Genomic DNA, 18,810 nt, shown 5'->3' on the forward strand with positions numbered 1-18,810 from the left:
AATCCTCTTTTTTATCAGAATCTGATTGTACAGTTTGGTCGTCCTGTGTTTTTTCAACTTCATGAGTTGGTGTAGCAACTTCACTTGCAGCTGATTCGGTTGATGCTGGCTGTTCTGGACTTCTTGCTTCACCAAGTTCCTCTTTATGAGAATCATCCTCTACTTTTTCTGTAGCAACTGCAATTGGAGTTTCATCAGCTGAAACTGGGTTTGCACCAGCTACACTTGCTCCAAATAAGACTGAGCAAGTACCGATGACTACAGAGCAAGTTCCAACGGTAAATTTTCTGATACTATACACTCTTTTTCGATTCCAATGATCTTTTCCCATAAGATCCTCCTTATATTAGTAACCGCTTCCATTTTTATGTAAGCGCTCTACTTTTTCAGTAGTATTTTGCTTCTATTTTATAAAATAATATAAGAAACTTCAATACTGCCAGCATAAAAATCATACTTTTGATTCTTTTTTCTATAATTTGTAGAAAAGTGTAAAAATCTGAATGTACATTTAGTAAATGATTTTATTAAAAAAGGCGGTGGGACAGAAATCGATAGACAAAGTCTCGATTTCGTAGTCCCAGCCCCGCGAGGATGATTAGGAGCTTTTTGGAGTCTAAAAGTTCAATCAGCTACCGCGTCAAAGTTTGAATGCTAATAAAAAGTGAGGTCGGGATCTTTTGTCCCAACCTCTTTTACGGATTTTCAAACTGATATTTCCTTATAAATTATTGACTAGATTTTCCCTTTTCCAAAAGCTTGACAATCTCATTTTTACGCTCTTCTAGCTCTGCAATTTGATGAAGCAAAAGCCCTGAAAAATCACATTCAAGCTCTTCAGTTTCACCACTATTATACCAATCTAGAGCTACAATATGATTCTCCTTATCAAAGCAAAAAATAACATCTCCATCCCCGACGATAGACAGAAATGGAATATAATCCACAAAGCCCAGAGCGTGTAATTCCTTGGTTTTAAGACGAATGTCTGAGAAGTCTGGGATGCCATTTGCAATTCCCAAGACCTTAATACCTCGACAGAAGGTCCAAAATGGTGCTACATCGTAAGCCTTGGCTCTTGGCCATAGCTCTTCCCTGACTTCCATAAAGAGACCTCCAAGAGATGACATGGTGAATTCCCTGAAATCTTCTGGCAGACGAATGCCGTATTGATTTTCAAAATCCTGAACATCTTCTTCCGATGGTTCATTGCCCATGCAGGCGACAACCTGATAAGTTTCCTTATCATAGTGACGAAAATACTCATAAACTTCCTTAAGTGCCATTATTTTAATCCTTTTTACTCAGAAATAATAACTACAAATCCATCTGGCAAGATGACTTGCTGACCATCTTCAAACTGATAATGACTCGCTAAATCAACTGAATCTCTGTCTAAAGTATATTTCTCAGAAGACTGATTAAAGATTGCCTGAACTTCTTTTCCTTGGTAGTTCCAGCTCAAGGCAAGAACATCTGGTTCCACTTCTTCCAAGCGATAATTTCCATGCTGAATCATACTTGCCACTTCCTTACGAATCTTGATTAATTTCTTCATAAAATTCAGCATGTCATTTTCCTCAGACACACGCTCCCAAGGCATGACACGACGGCAGTCAGGGTCTGGTCCACCAATTAGGGCCAACTCTGTTCCGTAATAGATACAAGGAGTCCCTTTTTGAAGGTAGAGGAAAGCTAGAGCAGCCTTGACATGTTGGAGATTTCCTTTGGCAGTTGTGAGGATACGCTCTGTATCGTGAGAATCCAGAAGGTTAAACATCACTTCTGAGATTTGTTGCTTATAGTACATAGACTGGCTATTGATTTCTGAAATGAATTGCTCCGTCTTTTTACGCTGACGCAAGAAATAATCCTTGATACTTTCAGAGAGCGGGTAGTTCATGACCGCATGGAACTCATCCCCTTTTAGCCAAGGCTGAGACGTATGCCAGATTTCACCTAAAATATACAAATCAGGCTTTTTAGCGAGAACTGCCTTTCTAAAATCTTTCCAGAACTGATGGTCAATTTCATTTGCAACATCCAAGCGCCAAGCATCGATATCAAAATTCTCAATCCAGTAAGTTGCAACACTAAGAAGATAGTCTTTGACTTCAGGATTTGCTGTATTTAACTTAGGCATATAGCTAGCAAAGGCAAAGGTATGATAAGGGAGTTGTCTTGGATTCTGAAGTTTATCCTCAGTAATTGGAAATTCTTGGATATGGAACCAATCTTTATAAGGTGACTTTTCTCCGTTCTTTAGAACATCCTGCCATTGGGCAGACTGGTAGCCGATATGATTGAAAACAGCATCTAGCATAATCTTGATGCCCCGTTTGTGGGCTTCCTCGACTAGATTACGAAAGACTTCCTTGTCTCCAAAGTGACGGTCGATTTCAAAATAATCCGTCGTATCGTACTTATGATTGGTTGTAGCTTCAAAAATCGGACATAGGTAAAGTCCAGTGATTCCCAAATCTTTTAGATAGTCTAAATGATCAATAATCCCTTGTAAATCTCCACCAAAAAAATCATCCATGTTAGGTGCAATGACAGCATCCCACTCTCGAGCTCCATCTGGAGTCAGATTAGGATTTCCATTAGCAAATCGTTCTGGGAAAATCTGGTACCAAACGGTACTTGAAACCCAGCTAGGAACCTGACATCCGTCGATTTCGTGAATGTATGGAAGTTTAAAGCCGTTTCCATCAGCATCCAAGTTTTCTTGAGTATGTTCTACGCAACCCTTATCACCGTAGAAAATACCCTGACCTTCCTCATCAAGGAGTTCAAAGAGATACTGAATCCGTGCAAAATCAACAGAGACCGTAACCTGCCAATAATCAAATAAAGCATCCGAGGTTACTTTAGTCATTTCTTTCTTGGCTTCATACTTATCCTCGATGAAGATAAAGGGATCTCCATAATGCAAAATAACCTGCTGGACATCATTTTTCTTGGTTCTAATTCGGATATGTAGCTGACCTTCTTTGTACAGATAAGCATACTCTGATTCTGGTCTATGATAAATGGCTGTCAATTCCATGTCTTATCTCCTAAATAATCATCATCAACAAAAACGCAAACGTTTTCATAACTAACAGAACTAGTATACTATTTTAAGATTCGATTTGCAATTTTTATACCAGTTTTACGATAGATATATAGATGGACAAGGGTAAAATTGAGTAGACTCTTTATGAGCTTTAAAAAGAGAGTTTCCATGAACCGGAAAACTCTCCATCATTACGAATCAGATGATTAGAATAAATGCTATCTGATATCTTTAATCTTCTAAAATGAAAATTTCTTCAACATGTAGTTGTAGCAACCTTGCAATTTTCATTGCTAGTTCAAGTGTAGGATTGTACTTGTCATTCTCGATAGCAATAATGGTTTGTCGACTAACGCCTAATATTTTTGCCATATCTTCCTGACGTAGTCCTTCAGACTTTCTTAACTGTTTGATATTATTTTTCATACAGCATTAGTCTTTCTGAAAACAATAAATGCCAATCGCAAAAACTACGATAATGATAACAACCATCAAAATTATTCCTTGAACAAGTTTATTTGGTTCTTTAAAATCTTCATCACCGTCAATCATTTTCTGTTTTATGGCAGTTTGTGCAAATCCTTGAACACAAATAGATAAACATAAAATCAGACATGGTAACATTTCAAGTTCAATGCCTTTTGTAATAGATTGATAGATATTAAATACTGTCCATCCACATAAGCCAAATAGAGCCGTTTTATACCCCCACTCCGCAGAACGTAGCTGAATTGCTCTGTCCATTTCATCCATTTTTCTCATGGTCCTGTTCCTCCAATCTGTCAAAACAATGTTAAGAGCTCTTTACATTTTTTATTATACTCTAAATTGCTAAAATGTCAAGATGTTTTAACATTTTTTTGTTTTTTATTTTCTTCATCTATTCTAAGAATATTCCAAACTTAGCCTCACAGCCTAGTCAATCTGACAAAGGGCAAGTTCTTTTAATCCTCTATCGTAAAGGAAGGTTAAACAAAAGTTGTCAGTCATATTTTGAAGCTTGTGTTTACTCATTCCTCTAGGCAAGGCTATATCGCATAATTCTCTCGTTGCCAGAGAAAATAGCTTTTGCTTGCCCTTCCAATCATCATTCTTAAATAGGGGGCTCAGGATAATATAAGGCGAATCCGTAAAAATTCCATTGACACCAGCTTTTTTACCTGAAGCCTTTAAATGTTCAGATTCTAATAACTTTTCGATAATACGACCATCACTAGAGATTTTAACAAGAGCATAATAGTCCATGCCCCATTTATTGACAGAAGTTTGACTTTCTCCAGAGCTAAAGGCATAGAGCTCTTGCTTCCAAGATTTCATACTATCGATTTTAGGACAAGCATCAGAGTTCGTGTCGTGGTGATTTAACTCTTTTTTATCAATATGCGAATAAGTGGTCCACTTAGCCTGCTTTTTCTCTCTATCAAATTCTAAAAGGGCAAAGTTTCTTGCCTGATTTGTATAAACATGATCTTCAAAACACACGGGTATCTGGTCGCTATCTGATACTATTTGAAAATATCTCTCTTGTGCCTTTTTAGGAAGTATACTCTGGGAATCCTTTATGGCAATGATTTCTGGATTAGAAAAATCACCAGTATAATAGACTATTTCCTTGCCAGCCTTGATGATGCCAATATTTTGTCCATCTGTAAAGAGTAGAGGCTCTTCCTCCCAAACATGGTCACAAGCCCAAGCATCTATCTCCTTCACACCCAAAGGGGATACTTCAAGCAGACAGTAGCGATTGAAAGTTTCCTTCTCACTGGTTAAGACAAAGGCTCTACCATCATGTAACATGACAGAATTGAAAACACTATTGTAGTCCTTGTCTAGTTCCCATTTATTCAATAGACTTAACTTTAACTTCCCCATTTTCTCTCTCCTAATCCATCACCACTCGTTGATGGCAAATAGAATGGCTAATCTAATATTTCTTAGCAATTGATCCGAAAGTTCATCGTATACTTGACCCAGTCCCTTATCTTGTGCCAGCCATCCAGATTCATCATTCCAGGAGCCCATTCCTCCAAAAACATCCGCTGCACTTGCAGCTCTAAATATGCTTAGATGTTGCGGTGGAATTTGAGGTTCTGCCAGTCCTTTACCAGATTCTGGGTCTATCAAAAAGTTTCTAGCAGAGTGAAAGACTTTGGCAAAGTTGTCACATTCAATTTTACTTGCTAGATTTTCTATACGAGTCAATATGTCCTTAAATTCTTCGATATTATTTTCATAGTGGGGAAGTTCTTGAGAAGACCTTTCCCATTCATACTCAGTGTAGGTAACATCCCAGCCCCTACCTGCGGAAGCAGATTCCCAATTTGGTAGGAAATAACTTGCCTTCCCATCTTTATAAAAACAGAGAATTGCACTCTGTGTCGTATTGGAGAAACCTAAAATACCTCTGTCTTCAACTGAAATAGGACAAAATAATTTTAAGTCCTTCAAACCTTTTTCCTTGAGGTTTTCAAAACAGTCAGATACAGATAGTTCTATAACTTCCCCTTTTTCTGACGGCAAAATTTGAAAGCTCAACTTATTTGTATATTTTTCAGGCTTATAGCATATTTCTTTACCACTTTTTAAAGCCTTCCTAGCTCCTGCCACGATACAGGCTATTTGGTACATTTGTCCGTTCATACTATCTCATCCATTATCCCTTCAATCAGATTTGTAAGGCTTTTAGCCGCATAGATCATCTGGTCAGGATCATGGATGTAGCAAATAACCTGACCTTCCTGACCCTCCTGGTCTGGATCAAAATCCAGCATAAGATAACAAGAGTCACAATACTGAGCAAAAGGAAGCCATTTTTTATTAAAAAGATAGGGCTTAATCCTGCTATCACGCATATTTTCCAGGTCTTGACTAGAAAAATAGTCGGGAAATTCGGTTAACAGAGCATCTCTATTTTGAAAGTACTTTTTACAAGTCTCAATTTCCTGTAGACTCATGAGAGAAAAAGTCAAATCTCTCTGGTCAATTACACAAGGTAAAATAGAGAGGTACTTACTCCCATTTTTATAACTATAAAGCTCTTTGAAGTCACTAGGTAGACGAATACCAAATATTTCCTCAAAGGCTTGAAGCTCTTCCTCGGAAGCACCAGAAATGCCCTGATAATCTTCCAGATATCCTTCCTCTACAGGATCATCCAAATCCCAGTCTTCAAAACACTCACAAATATAAGTTTCTATTTTTTTAACTTGGTCAATTAGTTGCATAATCCCACCATGATTTCTTTATTTTATCTGTCTTCCAATGCTTTTTACCGCTTATAACTTGTTTTTTCTAGGAGAAGGGGTTCAGGATTTTGCTTAATCCAAGCAAGAGCCAATTGGCAGAGGCGGTCTAGGCGAGGCTCGTCATCAAAATCTTTCCCATGAACTTGAGCAATAAGCTCTTTAGTCTCTGCTAATTCTTGTTCTGAAAGAGAGCTTCCTAGAGACAAGTATTGAGGAAGAGCCTGAAGCATTTTTCTATAGTCCCTGTCCCAGTTGACCCCACCATTGCGATCCAGTTCATCTCGAACTCTTCCTGGTATACGGATAACTTCTCCCTGAACAGTTTTGGCTGCTCCACTTGAAGGAATCAAGAAAGACCATAGTTCCTCATATTGCTCCTCCCAGCTACCTTCTTTTACGAGAATCGGAGAAACTCCATCGTGGGTTATTCGTTTGGCTACCGGCTTGACATTAAACAAAGCATAAAGTTTTTCTAGACCCTGATCTGCGGCTTCTAGATAGTCGGGATTGATCCCTTCTCTATGAAATTCAAAATCTTTACCGATATTTTCAACCTTTTCTTTCATAGCAGATGTTTTCTTAGCACCAGAATCCACAAGCATTGTGGCGATTTCAGCTGTTTGGGCAATATAAATCCCCCGACAAACCATCAAGACTGAAGCTAGTGGGGTTCTTCCCATATCATTTTTAGCATTGACATCTGCTCCCTTATCAATCAAAAGTTTGACAGTCTTAGGATGGAAAAACTCAGCTGCTACATGTAGGGGGGTCTCACCATAGGTATTAGGTTTTCCAATGTCTGCCCCCAATTCAAGCAAGAGTTTTACTGTATCTCTCCCCAAGATTGCTTGACGGTACAAAGGTGTTGCTCCATAATAATCAGGGATATTGATATCCAAGCCCTTTTCCACCAGCCAGATAACCAATTCATCCGGGACTCCTCCCATATGCAGAGGTGTACATAAGCTAAATCTTCCATCATGAGCGGTTAATTCACAACGATCATAGACTGCTTTAAGGGCTTCAATATTTCCTTCATCCATTAAATCCTTAAACTCTTTTGGTAATGTAACTCTTTTCTTTGCCATATTTAGTTCCTTTCTTCTGATTTAGCATCTAGGGCAAGCCAATGAAGATTGTCAACCGTTTTCAAAGTCAGGGCTTGTCCATCATAATCATTTTTCAACTCAAGACCGTTTTGCTCAATAGATATATGATTGTACCAGTGGTCTAGGCTGGCGTATTCCCCCGTATGAATGTTGATGAGCATACTCGTTATGGAATCCCAAGTCCCTTTCTTAACTGTTTCTGCTAAGAGGTAGTAAGCATCTAAAAATATGAGATTTCTCCCATAGATCCAAAAGGGCAGATCAAGCCCCAACAAAGGCAACTTGGCAGAAAAAATCTCATCACCGTGCGGTGGCACGGTTTCATAATGAAATTCTATCTCACTGCCATAATAGGCAATCAGGGCTCCCTGACATCCGATATTTTGAGGAATCCCTTCCTCAGCTACAATAAATTCCATGACCTGCTCCTTCTATTTTCAATCATAAAATCCAACCAGACTCTGCCAGAATATCAGGCTGGACGCATGACCTATTCTAGTCATCAAGTGGATGAAGTCACTTTCACAACCCTTCCAAACTGCAGATTGGGCCGTTCCCATGGCTCTAACAAATGCTAAAAAATCTGGTGTCAGCCATATTTTTTCATCATAGTTCATCTCTGCATCAAGAGCATAGACCGCCCCAGATTGACAATCCAGCAAAATAGTGTAGGGATCTCCATTTGCAATGATGATTAAGCCTCTTTCTTGTAGAGTCGAGTAATCATGGTATTCCAGATTGCGATTGATTAGCCAAGTAAGACTAGTGTCGTCCCCATATCCAAACTGGTAACTTAAAAAACCGACCTGCCCCCAGTTATAGGCCAAAATATACTTCCTAAAAATCGGATCCAAATCTTGTATTTGCAGTTGTTTTTTCAAACGATCCAGTTCAGACACGGGCAGTTCAGTATGGCTCAGGACAATTCCTTCTCTTATCTCAGGGTCCAGCCCTTGCGTTTCTTCTTGGGTAAGGGAAATGATTTGGTCAATTGTCAATAATTCCATTGTCAACCTCCGGCTATACATGAGTCATTATCTAGGGTAAGCTAGCTGGTTTGGGACTTCATTTATCTAATGAACTTTCTTATCTCTATTATACCTTAAAGCTATCTAACAGGGATAAACTACCAATATTTTCAGGGATTTTTTTGATCAACAACTTCTCCTAATTAAAGCAAAAAGCCATTCCTCAAGGGAACAGCTTTCTCACTTATAATTAAAGGTTTCTCCAGCCAACTTATCTGCTAGCTTGGGAAAGAGGGTATAAAACTTATGGGCTAGATTGAGCAAGATCGGGAGATTGAGCTCGCGTTTGTTTTTACCTATTATCTTAACAATCTTTTGCGCGACAGCATCTGGTTCCAAGAGAAAACGGTCAACCGACTTGAGATAGGTCCCATCTGGATCTGCCTGGTCAAAAAATCCTGTACGGATCGGGCCCGGATTAACCGTTGTCACATAGACACCATAGGGCATGAGTTCAAGGCGCAAAGCATTTGAAAAACCAATGGCCGCAAACTTGGTCGCAGAGTATAGACTGGACTTGCTAGTCGCTATCAATCCTGCCATACTGACGATATTGATGATATGACCTTTTCGCATTTCCTTCATGCGAGAAGCAACCAAACGAGATAGATTCATGAGAGCAAAGGTGTTAACCTCAAACATTTGATGAATATCTTGATTAGAAATCTGGTCAAATTCCTCAAAAATCCCATAACCAGCGTTGTTTATCAAAACGTCAATCTTGCCATAGCGGAGATAGAGGTCAGCTACCAATCCTTCTAAGGCTTGCTCATCGGTAATATCAATCTCGACCAATTCTGCCTGTGGATGATTTCCGTATAGTTGAACTAATTTTTCCTTATTTCTACCTAGCAAAATGAGTTGGTCTTGAGGCAAGAGTTTGACCATTTCTTGGGCTAGACCACCACTGGCACCTGTAATGAGAATAGTAGACATACTTTTCCTTTCTCGAGATTCTAGATTTCCACTTCTTCTAGATCTTTAACCACATGAACATTTTCAAAAATACTAGCAGCGTCTTTCTTGAGCTGGCTGATATCTTTTGATAGGAAACGAGCACTGATGTGGTTGAGCAAAAGCCGTTTGGCACCTGCTTCTACTGCGACCTGCGCTGCCTGCATGTTAGTAGAGTGACCGTGATTGCGAGCAATTTTCTCATCGCCCTTGCCATAAGTTGATTCATGGACAAGAACATCCGTATTGACAGCCAGACGCACACTGGCATCCGTTTTTCGAGTATCACCCAAGATAGTGATAATCTTACCTGGACGTGGAGCTGAGATGTAGTCTGCTGCCTTGATCTCGGTGCCGTCCTCTAATACAACATCCTGCCCGTTTTTGATTTTTCCAAAAAGCGGTCCAAATGGCACACCAGCAGCCTTTAGTTTTTCAGCGTCCAAGGTCCCTTCTAGATCCTTTTGCATGACACGGTAGCCCACACAGAAAATAGTGTGATCCAACTCTTCTGCATACACCGTGAATTTATCTGTTTCAAGAATTTTCCCTAGAGAATCTTGGTCAAATTCATGGAAATGAATCTTATAGGGCAGACGAGAACCAGAGACACGCAAACTAGTCAAGACAAAAGATTTGATACCTTGGGGACCATAGATTTCCAAATCTGTCTGCTCTTCATTGGCTTGAAAGGCACGACTAGAGAGAAAACCAGGCAAACCAAAAATATGATCTCCATGTAAGTGTGTAATAAAGATTTTGCTGACCTTACGTGGTCGAATCGTGGTTTCCAGAATGCGATTTTGCGTTCCTTCGCCACAGTCAAAGAGCCAGACTTCGTTAATCTCGTCCAAGAGTTTCAGAGCGAGACTTGAAACGTTGCGGGCTTTAGAGGGCTGACCAGCCCCTGTTCCTAAAAATTGAATATCCATTCGATACTTTCTAATTAATCAATATATAACATAGCGGTACGGTTTTCCGAGCGGTAATAAAACTTGCCAGAAAAAGCTCTAGCTTCTTGCAGTAAATCCTCTTGGCTGTAGCCTTTAAGTCGCTTTCTTCCATCTGCCAAGGTTTCCAAATCTGTCAAAGCTGTGAGATTTTCCACGCTAACAACTTCCTCTTCTCCGATTGCCTTCATATAAATTTTTCCAGACTTCTCAAAAACTAGCTGATGGGGAAAAATTTGTGCAATCTCAAAGAGTAATTCATCCGTAATTGCTTCCTCATATTCAGAGAAAATGCGACCAAGGTCGTCCCTCTCATAGCAAAAGCCAAAGGATTTACCCGACAGATTAAGACGAATAAAGGGCTTGCTTTCTTCCGTGAAATTTGGCTCAGCATTGTAAAGGTTTAATTCTTTACTGACTTCCGCAAAATAATCGGTCGCAGCCTCGGGGCTCTTTTTCTGATAGAGCTCGGCAAAGTAGGCATTCACTACGCTGGGTGGAGGAGTGATAAGGGCTAGCTGTTCCTCTTCAGACCTACCAGCTAAAAGCTGGTCCAGATAGACCTTGTCTAAACTTGTATAGCCACCATACTTGAGAGCTAATGATTTGATATCAGTCATAAAATTCTTCTAATCTCCATTTATTTTTCTCAGAAATGAAGCCTGTGATGACTTCGCCGTCATCTTGGTAGTCACGTTCTTCTAAGATAGAAACACTCTCCAAATCATGAATCTTGTAAGACTTAGAAAAAGGCACACGCAAAGTAAAGGGTTCAAAAATTTCCTTAATCTTATCCAGCAATAAAGCCTGCAACTGTTCGCGACTATTCTCAGACTTGGCAGAAATCAGTGCATACGGCGTTTGGGTAGGCGTAAAGTCCTCCACCAAATCCGCTTTATTATAAAGGGTCAAGCGAGGAATATCCTCCATATCCAAGTCTTTCATGATGGAAAGAACTGTTTTTTCATGTTCCTCATGGTAAGGATTGCTGGCATCGATAACATGAACCAGAAGGTCTACATGCTTGCTTTCTTCCAAGGTCGACTTGAAACTTGACACCAATTCGGTTGGTAAGTCTTGAATAAATCCAACGGTATCTGTCAAGGTTACCTGTAGATTGCCACCAAGATGGATGCTCTTAGTCGTCGCATCCAGAGTCGCAAAGAGCTCATCTGCTTCATATTGGGTCTTGCTGGTCAAAGTATTCATAATAGTTGACTTACCAGCATTGGTATAGCCAATCAAGCCAATCTTAAAGGTACTTGACTCCAAACGTTTTTCTCGAACTGTCGCTCGATTTTTCTCAACCACCTTGAGCTGGCGCTCGATATCTGTAATCTGGTTGCGAACACTACGACGGCTCAGCTCCAGTTGACTTTCACCTGGACCACGGGAACCAATTCCCCCTGCCTGACGGCTGAGCATAATCCCCTGACCAACTAGGCGAGGCAAGAGGTACTTGAGCTGTGCAAGATGCACTTGGAGCTTTCCTTCATGACTTCGAGCTCTCATGGCAAAGATATCCAAAATCAACTGCATACGGTCAATAACCTTAACACCTAACACTTCCTCGAGGTTAACATTTTGCCGTGGTGTCAGACGGTTATTGACGATGACTGTCGTGATTTCTTCTGCGTCCACCATTTGAGCAATTTCTTCCAACTTACCAGTTCCGACAAAGGTCTTGGAGTCGTATTTTTCTCGTTTTTGTCTGTAACTATCGACTACGACTGCACCAGCCGTCTTAGCCAGACTAGCCAGCTCTTCCATGGAGAGGTCAAAATTATCCATGCCCTGGAGTTCAACACCAACCAGCAGGACCCGCTCCTCTTTTTTCTCCGTTTCAATCATTTAAAAACTCCTCAATCTGGTTTAAAATACGGTCTGTCACACCAGATTCTCCTATTTGATAAAAGGTCACCTGCATACGATTACGGAACCAGGTTAGCTGACGCTTGGCAAAACGACGGGTCGCCTGTTTGAGACTGTCACTAGCCTGCTCCAGGCTCTGCTCCCCTCGAAAATAGGGAAAGAGTTCCTTGTAACCAATCCCTTTAGCAGCCTGCACATCTGGATAATGGTCAAACAACCACTTAGCTTCATCCAATAGTCCAGCTTCAAACATCAAATCCACACGGTTGTTAATCCGTTCATAAAGCTGACTACGCTCATCATCCAAGCAAATAATCAGAGGTTCATACAAGGTCTCTTGATTTTCCAAGTCTTGAGCAAAATGGGCAATTTCCAAGGCACGCATGGCACGACGACGATTAAACTGGGGAATTTCAAGGCCTATTTGCTCTACAAGATGGGCTAACTCCTCATCTGAAAAAGGATCTAGACTAGCACGATAAGCTAAAATCTCCTCATGAGGTGTCTCCCCACCTAAATGATATCCTTCTAGCAGACTCTGGATATAAAGTCCTGTCCCACCTGCAATAATAGCGAGCTTACCTCGACTTTGAATATCCTCAATGGCCGCCTTAGCTTCTGAAACAAAATCAAAAGCCGAGTAAGACTCGGTTACCTCTCTCACATCAATCAAATGATGAGGGACAGTTGCCTGCTCCTCTGGACTAGCCTTGGCTGTCCCAATATCTAGTCCTCGATAGACTTGTTGGCTATCTCCACTAACTACTTCGCCATTAAAATGCTTAGCAACTTCAATGGCTAGAGCTGTTTTTCCAACTGCAGTCGGTCCAACAATCACAATTATTTTTGTTTTCATCTTTTTTCCTTGAAAAATTCCCATTTTTTCGTTACTATTATTATATCACAAAAAGGTCAGTCAGAAAAATGCGACCTCTTGAGGTAACTGGCTGATTTATAAGTTAAAGGAGGAATACTCATGGCTAAAGGATTCGCTAAAGGTCTTGTAACAGGTATTGCAGGAACTGTCGCTGCAGTTGCAGGTGCAGTATACGCAGTTAAAAAGAAAGTGATCGAACCAGAAGAACAAAAAGCAGCTTTCATCGAAGAAAACCGTAAGAAAGCAGCACGTCGTCGCGTATCACACTAAGCAACAAAAGAAGTTGAGAAAAATCTCAACTTCTTTTTTTCTATTCTTTTATACTCAATGAAAATCAAAGAGCAAACTAGGAATCTAGCGTGGTTTGAAGAGATTTTCAGAGAGTATTAAATGGCCAAGTCAAACTTCAACTGTGGCTTGACTGGATCATAATCAACTAGCTCAAAATCCTCTGCTTTAATATCAAAGAAATTAGTCTTGTCTGGTACATTCAAGACCAAACGTGGTTGGCAATTTGAAGGTTCACGACGGAGCAATTCCTGAGCTTGTTCAAATTGATTGTCATAGATGTGAAGGTTGTTAATAAAGTAGAAGAATTTCCCAACTTTCCAACCAAAGTGTTTAGCAATCATCATCTGAAGAGCCACATACTGCATGGCATTGATGTGGTGAGCTACTAGCATATCATTAGAACGCTGGGTCAAAGTCGCATCCAGATAGATGTCCCCATCAACTCGACGGACATCAAACATAGTCTGAAAGGCACAAGGAAGAAGGCCATCTGTCTCCTCAAAAGCCTGATAATCCCAAAGTGAGATGATATTGCGACGGTTCCAAGGATTGGCTTCTAACTGTTTGAGAATCTTGTTAATGATGTCATGCTTCTTAACAACAGCCCCATAACGTTCCCCAATAGTCCCTGTATCTCCAACTTCCCAGTCATTCCAGTAGTGAACATTGTACTTGTCATTGAGAACTTCCAAACTATTGGTCTGATCTTGGTAGATCCAAAGCACTTCTTTAATAGCTGATTTGATAGCGATAGGGCGCAAGGTCGTAATCGGAAATTCACCCTTAGACAAATCATACTCTGCAAAGGCCCCTGTGATGTACTTGGAGTTAGCAACAGTCCCATCCTTGTACTTGGGACGAGCCTGTTCTGAAAAGACACCCTCATTCAAGATTCGCTCGATATTTTCTTTAAAAATCGTGTCTGCTTTTGTCATTTACTCTCACCTCAATTATTGTCTTAACTAGTATAGCATTAAAAAAGAAAGGAGGAAAATCACTCGCTTACAGAAAGCAATTTTCTCCTTTTTATGTTTATTTATTGCAATACAAGTGATGCAGCACCAATCACTCCAGCGTCATTTCCTAGAGTTGCAAGAGCCAATTTAGTTGTTGTGCGGACTTGTGGGAAGGTATTTTCATCATAAACCTTTTGCACACCTTGAAGAAGGAATTCTCCCGCAGCTGATACACCACCACCGATAACGATTGTTGATGGGTTTAGAATTGAACCGATGTTGGCACATGCAATACCCAAGTAACGTGAAAAGTTACGGTAAACGATCAAAGCGAGGTCGTCCCCTTCTTTTGCCAAATCAAAGACAGTTTTAGCTGTTACTTCTTCTCCGTCATCAATCAAGCGTTTCAACTCTGCATCGCCTTCGTATTCATCTGCGTAACGACGAGTCAAGTTAACAATACCTGTTGCTGAAGCTACTGTCTCAAGACAGCCTTTTTTACCACAAGTACATGCGATTGGTTGATCAAAGTCAACTGTGATGTGTCCAAGTTCACCAGCAGCACCTGCAACACCGTGAAGCAATTTACCTTCTGCTACGATACCGCCACCAACACCTGTACCAAGTGTCATAAAGACAACATCTGGTTGGTTGTCACCAGCACCCATCCAACGCTCACCAAGAGCTGCCACGTTGGCGTCATTGTCGATAAAGAATGGAATCCCCAAGGCTTTTTCCATTTTTTCTTTGATTGGTTGAAGAGTTTTCCAGTTGAGGTTGTAGGCACCGATAACAGTCCCTTTTTCACGGTCAACCACACCAGGTGACCCCATACCAATTCCACTGAAATCTTCAGCAGACAATCCAAGCAAGCCCAAACGGTGTTGAATAGTTTCAATCATATCGTCTACGATATGGCTTCCTTCATCCAAAATGTTTGTCTTAATAGACCATTTTTCTTGGATTTCTCCTTCTTGCGTTAAAATAGCGAACTTGATAGAAGTTCCACCAAGGTCAATCCCAATAATCTTTTGACTCATCGTCTTCTCCTTATTCTTAATTGAAAATGCTTATAGTAATAGTATAACAAAAACTACTTATCAATGCAGAGGTTTGCATTAACTTTCCAGATTTTTTTCTATTCTATGGTTTCCACAAACCAGAAGCATCTACATAATAGCGTCCGCCATCCACTCGTTCATTTTTTGCCATTTTGCCATCTGATTTGAGATAGTAATTTCCTTGCCATGCATTGCGAGCATAAGATCCATCTGATTTCAAGTAATACCAGGCTTGGTAAGAAGAATCATAGACCCACTCACTCTGAGCCATTTTCCCATTTGACTTGAGGTAATATGCACCTTGCCAAGTATTATGCGCATAAGATCCATCTGATTTGAGGTAATACCAAGCTTTGTAGTAAGAATCATAAATCCATTCACCCTGAGCCATCTTACCATCTGATTTGAGATAGTAACTTCCCTGCCAAGTATTGCGTGCATAAGATCCATCTGATTTGAGGTAATACCAGGCTTGGTAATAGTTATCGTATACCCACTCATTCTCAGCCATTCTTCCATCTGACTTGAGATAGTAAGCACCCTGCCAAGTATTTGTTACTGGTTTCCCATTTTCAGAAAAATAGTACCAAGATCCATTCTGACGAACCCAGCCACTTTCAGCTGCTACACTTGGGGTAGGTGCTACACTATTTGGTGCTACATTGGTGTTAGCTTGAGATGTACTCGACTTTTTCTCTTTTAAAACACCCTTAGGCGCATTCTTCGATTCACAGGCAATCCCATCATGATCTTTATCTAGAGTAGCAGAATAACCTGGTTCCCCCCTATGAATATCTGCATAGCCATTCTCCCAAGCCTCCTTACAGCTCGAAAAATGGATACTTTCATCTGCCACAACTGGATGTAAAAACAAAGCTAGAGCAGGTAAAGAAGCTAGGCCTAGTTTTAGTAAATGACGTTTGTTCATGATTTTCTCCTAAAATTATAATATCAATCTCAATATTATTTTATCAAACTTGTTTCAGCAATTCAAGAAAACTTCTGGTTATTTCTGCAAACTCTTTTGGTTTTGCCCTATTCAAGACATGAGGGCCGTCAGGGATAATCTCAAACTGAGAATCTGGCATCAGTTCTTGAATAGCTCTCATTGAACTGAGATTAGGCTTATCCTGACTACCACAAATTAACAGACTTGGATAGGGACAATTCCGTGCAATCTCTCTTAAATCAAGTGTTTTTAATTCCTCAGAAACTCCAACCATAAGAGTCTTATCTGCTCCCTGTTTCTCAAATATCCTTTTTGGGAGTAGTTTGAATATCAGCAACTGAATGTAAAAAGGAATGCTACCTGCTAGTTTCAGTGGACAACCTGACAAAACCAAGGCTTGAAGATTTGGTATCTCATAACTTGAAAGCTCTAATGCAAGGGCAGCCCCTAAGGACAAACCGATTAGGACAAAAGGTTCTGTTTCCACTGTTAAGCGCTGATAAATGCGATCCTTAGCTTCTTGGTAGTTAGCAACTCCGGAAGGAAATAGCTCTAGAGCTTCAGAGGGATAATTTGCCAGCAAATCCTGGACTTCTTTCCAACTATCTGCTGACTGACCTAGGCCATGTAAAAATATTAGTTTCATTTAGTTCTCCCTTACTGACAACTCATATAAGCCCCTTACTGCATTACAAGCATAAATGACTTCTGCCTGTTTCAAATCTTCTACGGTCAAGATTTTCTCTTCTACCTGCCCGCTTTCAAGTAAATGCTGGCGATAAATCCCTGGTAAAATGCCAAGACTACTAGGTGGGGTATAGAGCTTGCTATTCATTTTTAAGACCAGATTCCCAATAGAGGTTTCTAGCAGTTTTCCATCAGCAGTGTGATAGATGATTTCCTGCTCTCCCATTGTCAAATGCGGTCGGTGTGTCGTCTTAAAGTAGGTAAAGGCCTGCTGCAAATCAGCTTCTTGCAGACAAAGTTTAGCCTGACAGAAGCTAGAACTAAGTGGTGTCAATACTTGTCGATCAAATTCTATTTCTCCAGATTTGCTGAGACTGATTCGCAAACGGTAGTCTTGCTGGAGGTCACAAGCCTGACACTCTTCCTCTATCTTTTGTCTCAAGTTTTCTGCATCAAAAGGAAAGGCAAAATAACGACTAGCCTTTTGTAGTCTTTCTAGATGTTGATTTTCAAAGAGCAAGGTTTTCTGGCTGATTTTTCCTGTCGTAATCAGTTGAAAACGAGGCTGTTTGCGATAAAGAACAGCAGCCTTTTGCTGGACTTCACGGTATTCCGATTCCCAAGTACTGTCCCAAGTGATGCCACCACCAACTCCATAGATGGCTTGCCCTCGATGCAGTTGAATGGTTCGAATAGCCACATTGAAAATCCGTCGTCCATTGGGAAGTAAGAGACCGACAGTTCCACAGTAAACTCCTCTAGCTTGTGGCTCCAAGTTCTTGATAATTTCCATGGTCGCAATTTTCGGTGCTCCAGTTATTGAACCACATGGAAAGAGCGAACGAAAAATCGCAACTAGGTCAACATCCGGTCGTAACTGACTCTTGATGGTCGAAGTCATTTGCCAAACTGTAGAATACTGCTCTACTTGACACAGACGCTCCACATGCTCACTTCCCACCTCAGAAATACGGTTCATATCATTGCGCAAGAGGTCAACTATCATCATGTTTTCTGAGCGATTTTTGGGATCTTGCTCCAACCAAGCCGCTTCCTTCAAGTCTTCAACGTCGTTCAGACCCCGTTTAGTCGTCCCCTTCATAGGGCGAGTCGTTAATTCACGGCCATTTTGCTCAAAAAAGAGTTCTGGACTCATGGAAATCACTGCCATGTCGTCATGCTCTACGTAAGCATTGTAACCTGCTTCCTGCTCGACAACCATACGATTGTAGATAGCAAAAGGATTGGCAGACAACTCCTGCTTGAGTTGAACCGTATAATTGACCTGATAAGTATCGCCCTGTCGTAAATGATGGTGAATCTGGGCAATAGCTTTTTCATAGTCCTCTGCAGAAGTTACTTCCTGCCAGTTTGACGGCAAATCCACCTCCTCATAAGTCAGAGGAATGCTAGATGTTTCAATACTGTCATGAACAGTAAAGTAAAGCAAATACTCCCCCAGTAAGGGAGCCTTGTGGACCTCTAATTTTTCCTCAAAAGCTGGCGCAGCCTCATAGCTGACATAACCTGCCACATAAAAGCCTTGCTCTTGGTAGTTTTCCACTTGAGCTAATAAGTCTGCTACTTCTGCTAAATCTCTGGTTTTTAACTCTTTAATAGGCTGGGTAAAGGTGTATCGCTCGCCCAAAACCCTGAAATCAATCACTGTTTTTCTATGCATATCCTAAGTATACCATAAAAGCCAGACCCCAAACAGGAGATCTGGCAATTTTATTCTTTGAGAATGCCAAAGTAGATTTCACTTCCTTAGGA

At 40.6% G+C, this 18,810-nt stretch carries 21 protein-coding genes and 1 pseudogene; 1 reads left to right on the forward strand and 21 read right to left on the reverse strand.

Annotated features, from left to right (window positions below):
* Nucleotides 1-181: 181 nt before the first annotated feature.
* The 16 genes and pseudogenes from O3633_RS02990 to miaA all read right to left on the reverse strand — a co-directional run.
* Nucleotides 182-331 (reverse strand): annotated as a pseudogene (locus O3633_RS02990) (YSIRK-type signal peptide-containing protein); the annotation flags it as partial.
* A gap of 397 nt (nt 332-728) precedes the next feature.
* Entirely contained in the window at nt 729-1,286 is a 558-nt protein-coding gene (locus tag O3633_RS02995; protein ID WP_371620330.1) for an SMI1/KNR4 family protein, read from the reverse strand.
* 14 nt (nt 1,287-1,300) lie between these two features.
* Entirely contained in the window at nt 1,301-3,049 is a 1,749-nt protein-coding gene (locus O3633_RS03000; RefSeq protein WP_371620331.1) for a glycoside hydrolase family 13 protein, read from the reverse strand.
* A 240-nt stretch (nt 3,050-3,289) separates the two neighbouring features.
* On the reverse strand, nt 3,290-3,484 hold the full coding sequence (locus O3633_RS03005; RefSeq protein ID WP_033584559.1) for a helix-turn-helix transcriptional regulator: 195 nt from the start codon (nt 3,482-3,484) through the stop codon (nt 3,290-3,292).
* A gap of 6 nt (nt 3,485-3,490) precedes the next feature.
* On the reverse strand, nt 3,491-3,820 hold the full coding sequence (locus O3633_RS03010) for a hypothetical protein (protein ID WP_371620332.1): 330 nt from the start codon (nt 3,818-3,820) through the stop codon (nt 3,491-3,493).
* 153 nt (nt 3,821-3,973) lie between these two features.
* Entirely contained in the window at nt 3,974-4,930 is a 957-nt protein-coding gene (locus O3633_RS03015; RefSeq protein WP_371620333.1) for a hypothetical protein, read from the reverse strand.
* Between the two features lie 18 nt (nt 4,931-4,948).
* Nucleotides 4,949-5,698 carry a hypothetical protein gene (locus tag O3633_RS03020; RefSeq protein ID WP_371620334.1) on the reverse strand — a complete coding sequence of 250 codons (750 nt, stop codon included), beginning with the start codon at nt 5,696-5,698 and terminating at the stop codon, nt 4,949-4,951.
* Nucleotides 5,695-6,282, reverse strand: a complete 588-nt coding sequence (locus O3633_RS03025) for an SMI1/KNR4 family protein (RefSeq protein ID WP_371620335.1) — start codon at nt 6,280-6,282, stop codon at nt 5,695-5,697. Before O3633_RS03025 ends, O3633_RS03020 begins: the two co-directional genes overlap by 4 nt.
* 44 nt (nt 6,283-6,326) lie before the next feature.
* Nucleotides 6,327-7,391 carry an ankyrin repeat domain-containing protein gene (locus tag O3633_RS03030; RefSeq protein WP_371620336.1) on the reverse strand — a complete coding sequence of 355 codons (1,065 nt, stop codon included), beginning with the start codon at nt 7,389-7,391 and terminating at the stop codon, nt 6,327-6,329.
* 2 nt (nt 7,392-7,393) lie between these two features.
* Nucleotides 7,394-7,831 (reverse strand): hypothetical protein, encoded by a 438-nt coding sequence (locus O3633_RS03035; RefSeq protein ID WP_371620337.1) that lies wholly within the window; start codon nt 7,829-7,831, stop codon nt 7,394-7,396.
* Nucleotides 7,832-7,849: 18 nt separating this feature from the next.
* On the reverse strand, nt 7,850-8,419 hold the full coding sequence (locus O3633_RS03040; RefSeq protein WP_371620338.1) for an SMI1/KNR4 family protein: 570 nt from the start codon (nt 8,417-8,419) through the stop codon (nt 7,850-7,852).
* A gap of 201 nt (nt 8,420-8,620) precedes the next feature.
* Nucleotides 8,621-9,376 carry an SDR family NAD(P)-dependent oxidoreductase gene (locus O3633_RS03045; protein WP_371620339.1) on the reverse strand — a complete coding sequence of 252 codons (756 nt, stop codon included), beginning with the start codon at nt 9,374-9,376 and terminating at the stop codon, nt 8,621-8,623.
* A 20-nt stretch (nt 9,377-9,396) separates the two neighbouring features.
* On the reverse strand, nt 9,397-10,326 hold the full coding sequence (rnz, locus tag O3633_RS03050) for a ribonuclease Z (protein WP_371620340.1): 930 nt from the start codon (nt 10,324-10,326) through the stop codon (nt 9,397-9,399).
* A 14-nt stretch (nt 10,327-10,340) separates the two neighbouring features.
* Nucleotides 10,341-10,964 carry a cystathionine beta-lyase gene (locus O3633_RS03055; protein ID WP_371620341.1) on the reverse strand — a complete coding sequence of 208 codons (624 nt, stop codon included), beginning with the start codon at nt 10,962-10,964 and terminating at the stop codon, nt 10,341-10,343.
* Nucleotides 10,957-12,195 carry a GTPase HflX gene (hflX, locus tag O3633_RS03060; protein ID WP_371620342.1) on the reverse strand — a complete coding sequence of 413 codons (1,239 nt, stop codon included), beginning with the start codon at nt 12,193-12,195 and terminating at the stop codon, nt 10,957-10,959. Before hflX ends, O3633_RS03055 begins: the two co-directional genes overlap by 8 nt.
* A complete protein-coding gene (gene miaA, locus O3633_RS03065; RefSeq protein ID WP_371620343.1) occupies nt 12,188-13,072 on the reverse strand; it encodes a tRNA (adenosine(37)-N6)-dimethylallyltransferase MiaA in 885 nt (294 codons plus the stop codon). The genes hflX and miaA overlap by 8 nt, the downstream gene beginning before the upstream one ends.
* A gap of 120 nt (nt 13,073-13,192) precedes the next feature.
* Between miaA and O3633_RS03070 the strand changes: the two genes are divergently transcribed.
* Complete coding sequence (locus O3633_RS03070; RefSeq protein WP_001051776.1) at nt 13,193-13,363, forward strand: DUF3042 family protein; 171 nt, start codon at nt 13,193-13,195, stop codon at nt 13,361-13,363.
* Nucleotides 13,364-13,479: 116 nt separating this feature from the next.
* Here O3633_RS03070 and O3633_RS03075 read toward each other — a convergent pair whose 3' ends face one another.
* The 5 genes from O3633_RS03075 to pabB all read right to left on the reverse strand — a co-directional run bounded on the left by O3633_RS03075 (nt 13,480) and on the right by pabB (nt 18,718).
* Nucleotides 13,480-14,319: a thymidylate synthase gene (locus tag O3633_RS03075; protein ID WP_049502758.1), complete on the reverse strand. Its 840-nt coding sequence runs from the start codon at nt 14,317-14,319 to the stop codon at nt 13,480-13,482.
* Between the two features lie 101 nt (nt 14,320-14,420).
* Nucleotides 14,421-15,380 (reverse strand): ROK family glucokinase, encoded by a 960-nt coding sequence (locus tag O3633_RS03080; RefSeq protein WP_049548904.1) that lies wholly within the window; start codon nt 15,378-15,380, stop codon nt 14,421-14,423.
* 103 nt (nt 15,381-15,483) lie between these two features.
* Nucleotides 15,484-16,329 carry an excalibur calcium-binding domain-containing protein gene (locus O3633_RS03085; RefSeq protein WP_371620344.1) on the reverse strand — a complete coding sequence of 282 codons (846 nt, stop codon included), beginning with the start codon at nt 16,327-16,329 and terminating at the stop codon, nt 15,484-15,486.
* 43 nt (nt 16,330-16,372) lie between these two features.
* Nucleotides 16,373-16,996, reverse strand: a complete 624-nt coding sequence (locus O3633_RS03090; protein WP_371620345.1) for an alpha/beta fold hydrolase — start codon at nt 16,994-16,996, stop codon at nt 16,373-16,375.
* Complete coding sequence (gene pabB / locus O3633_RS03095) at nt 16,997-18,718, reverse strand: aminodeoxychorismate synthase component I (RefSeq protein ID WP_371620346.1); 1,722 nt, start codon at nt 18,716-18,718, stop codon at nt 16,997-16,999.
* Between the last annotated feature and the right edge of the window lie 92 nt (nt 18,719-18,810).

Origin of the sequence: Streptococcus sp. 27098_8_22 (genome assembly GCF_041432415.1) — a bacterium.
In the GTDB taxonomy this organism is placed as follows: Bacteria; Bacillota; Bacilli; order Lactobacillales; family Streptococcaceae; genus Streptococcus; species Streptococcus pseudopneumoniae_M.